Origin of the sequence: Bacillus hominis (assembly GCF_018332515.1) — a bacterium.
GTDB lineage: Bacteria > Bacillota > Bacilli > Bacillales > Bacillaceae_G > Bacillus_A > Bacillus_A hominis.
On record NZ_BOQD01000517.1, the window covers coordinates 1 to 2,791 of the forward strand.

General features: G+C 34.5%; 2 protein-coding genes and 1 pseudogene. 2 read left to right on the forward strand and 1 reads right to left on the reverse strand.

Annotated features, from left to right (window positions below):
• Positions 1–528 precede the first annotated feature (528 nt).
• Entirely contained in the window at positions 529–1,824 is a 1,296-nt protein-coding gene (locus KI356_RS27035; protein WP_128281442.1) for an Nramp family divalent metal transporter, read from the forward strand.
• A 60-nt stretch (positions 1,825–1,884) separates the two neighbouring features.
• On the opposite strand, the pseudogene KI356_RS27040 reads toward KI356_RS27035, so the two are convergent.
• Positions 1,885–2,196 (reverse strand): annotated as a pseudogene (locus KI356_RS27040) (M23 family metallopeptidase); the annotation flags it as partial.
• A gap of 81 nt (positions 2,197–2,277) precedes the next feature.
• Here KI356_RS27040 and KI356_RS27045 point away from each other — a divergent pair.
• Positions 2,278–2,791 (forward strand): GNAT family N-acetyltransferase (locus KI356_RS27045; RefSeq protein WP_212936986.1); only part of this gene is annotated, 514 nt, incomplete at its 3' end.

Genomic DNA, 2,791 nt, shown 5'->3' on the forward strand with positions numbered 1-2,791 from the left:
ACAGTAATACTCTATATGGTTTTGTAGTTGCCAATGTATTTCTACCACCTATCTAAATTTTAAAATCATGTATAAGTTAACGTTCATATCAAAACATATATAATAAGAAAATACATACAAAATTGTACTTAGCCTATTTTCTTCTATTTACAATTTTTTCTATAAGTTAACAAAAATAAAAACAAGATTACATCACAAAACACTATGGTTATGTTGTAATCCCAATATATTATATATCATACAATTTCATTTCCATCAATTAATATGCTGTAATATAGGCTGTATGTTCACAAAAATTTCAAAAACAGCCCTATAATTTATTATCTTCCCCCTTATTCAGCAACCATAAACTCCCAAAAGATTTTCGCATCTTCACACCATTCATTGCACACAGTCATATAATTTGCATTAAGGAAACTTTTGTGTTCAAATGAAATTGCCACATAATATATTTAAATGTATTGAAATAATGAATAAGAGCAAATACAATAATTTCATCAAGTTAACATTTCAAAGGGGAACACTACTATGAATAAAGATATATCAAAAGATGAACAAGTCCGTTCTCAAAGTACAACTGTTCAATCCGCACATTTAGCATTAAGCGGACAAACGAAAGGCTTAAAGAGACTATTACCATTCTTAGGACCTGCTTTTATCGCATCAGTTGCTTATATTGATCCTGGGAATTTCGCAACGAATATAGCTGCTGGATCACAATATGGTTATTTACTACTTTGGGTAATTCTCGCTTCTAATTTAATGGCTGTATTAATCCAAACTTTATCAGCTAAATTAGGAATCGCTACTGGGAAAAACCTTCCTGAAATAGCTCGCGAAAACTTCCCAAAACCAGTTTCCATCGGTTTATGGATACAAGGCGAACTCGTTATTATGGCTACAGATTTAGCTGAATTTATCGGGGCAGCACTCGGCTTATACTTACTATTTGGAATTCCGATGTTACCAGCTGCTTTAATTACAGCAGTCGGGTCATTTATTATTCTTGAATTTCAGCGCAGAGGCTTTCGTCCGTTAGAAGCTATCATAACAGGAATGATTTTTATCGTTGTTATCGCTTTTGGTGTCCAGGTCTTTTATGCAAAACCGGAATTAAGCCCTCTTCTTTCAGGACTATTTACTCCAAAATTCCAAGGTGTAGATAGTATTCTTTTAGCAGCTGGAATTTTAGGTGCGACAGTAATGCCACACGCAATATATTTACATTCCGCCTTAACGCAGCGCCGCGTAGTCGGAACAAATGATGAACAAAAGAAAAAGATTTTCCGCTTCGAATTCATTGACATTATTATTGCAATGGTTATCGCTGGAGCAATTAATGCAAGTATGTTAATTGTTGCTGCTGCACTATTCTTTAAAAATGGTCTACACGTTGAAGACCTTGATGTTGCTTTTAACCAATTTAGTAACTTAGTTGGGCCAGTATCCGCTGCTTTATTTGGAATTGGACTGTTAACAGCCGGATTATCTAGCTCTTCTGTCGGTACAATGTCCGGTGATATTATTATGCAAGGCTTCATTCGTATGCATATTCCGTTATACTTACGCCGATTTATAACAATGATTCCACCGCTTGTTATTATCGCTTTAGGTGTAAATCCAACTTACGCTCTCGTTATGAGCCAAGTTGTCTTATCATTCGGTATTGCCTTTGCATTAGTACCACTTATTATGTTTACTAGTAGTAAAAAGATTATGGGTGCATTAGTTAACCATCGTATTACAACATTTATCGCTTGGATAATCGCTGCACTCATTATCGTTTTAAATATTTTCTTACTGTATCAAACATTTGTAGGTTAATGAAAAAAGGGTATTCCGATTTTAATTCGGAATACCCTTTTTTAACGAAATGAGTCTCTTCTAATTACCACTTATGTATGTGCCTCTTTCTGGCATCACTACACCTTTTTCAGTTCGAAAATAAAGTGGCAATCCTTCCGTAATAAACATACTCGTATTGGATAGGTCCTGTCTCTGATGATGAATATGTAAATGCGGCTCACTTGAACTTCCTGAGTTACCGACTTGAGCAAGAACCTCTCCTTCATCTACATGTTGTCCTTCCCTCACTTTAATTGATCCTTTCTTTAAATGGGCAAGAATCAAAAATGTCCCTGATTCATCTAGTCGTAAATAAATATGATTCCCCGCCATTGACTGAAAATCATCATTACACCTTGAATAATCTTTATTTTCAGATTAAATTATATAATAACAGATACATTCTAGTTTCATATGAACAGGAGTGAAGACATGTTTCCTATATTAAAAACCGAACGACTCATTTTGCGAGAACTTACTGAAGAAGATGCACCAGGTATACTACAATGCTTTTCTAATAACGATGTACTGCGCCATTATGGCCAAAAGCCATTACAAAATTTGGATCAAGTAAAACAAATCGTTAATAACTTTAAGTTGAGTTACAATGCAAGAAACGGTATAAAATGGGGAATCGAATTAAAAGACAAAAAAGGGCTCATTGGAACAATTGGTTTTCACGATTGGTCTTCTGAACATAAACGAGCAAATATAAGTTATGCCTTTTTCCCTGAACACTGGGGAAATGGATATGCCACTGAAGCGGTTTCTGAAGTTATATCATACGGTTTCCACACGATTCATTTAAAACGGATTGGTGCCATTGTCTTTCTCGAAAACGAAGCGTCCAATAAAGTGCTATTAAAATTAGGTTTTGAAAAAGAAGGGGTCCTAAAAAACTATATGTATCAAGATGATATTCCATATGATACGAATTTTTATTCCT

What these genes read in the sequence shown, in the direction of transcription:
- KI356_RS27035 (WP_128281442.1), top strand. Translation starts at nt 529, where the DNA reads ATGAATAAAGATATATCAAAAGATGAACAAGTCCGTTCTCAAAGTACA.